Here is a 261-nt window from a genome sequence, read left to right as displayed (position 1 = left end):
CCATTCCGCAATGAGACACGTCGGAAGTCTTGGCCACCGTCGCAGTCCGAGCCACCGCGCGCGCATCACCCATTCGAGAGGCCCGACAGTGAAGCGCCGGCGCCACACGACCGCTGTGAGCAGGCTGACTCCCACGAGGATCACGGAGACGACAACGCCTTGGGAGAACGTGAATCCGCTCTCAGGGCGCACGATGGCGAGTACGACGAGGTGAAGGACGTACAGGCTGAGCGCAACCTGTCCCGCAAGCACGAGTGGTCG

General features: G+C 64.4%; 1 protein-coding gene. It reads right to left on the bottom strand.

The window, feature by feature from the left end:
• On the bottom strand, nt 1–252 hold a 252-nt coding region (locus KVT36_RS33340), incomplete at its 3' end, for a DUF418 domain-containing protein (RefSeq protein WP_368670060.1).
• Nucleotides 253–261 lie beyond the last annotated feature (9 nt).

The sequence above is a fragment of the Chitinophaga sp. GbtcB8 genome, from assembly GCF_019091455.1.
In the GTDB taxonomy this organism is placed as follows: Bacteria; Bacteroidota; Bacteroidia; order Chitinophagales; family Chitinophagaceae; genus Chitinophaga.
Note: the sequence above shows the minus strand (reverse complement) of the source record. Positions and strands in the feature narration are given on the sequence as shown.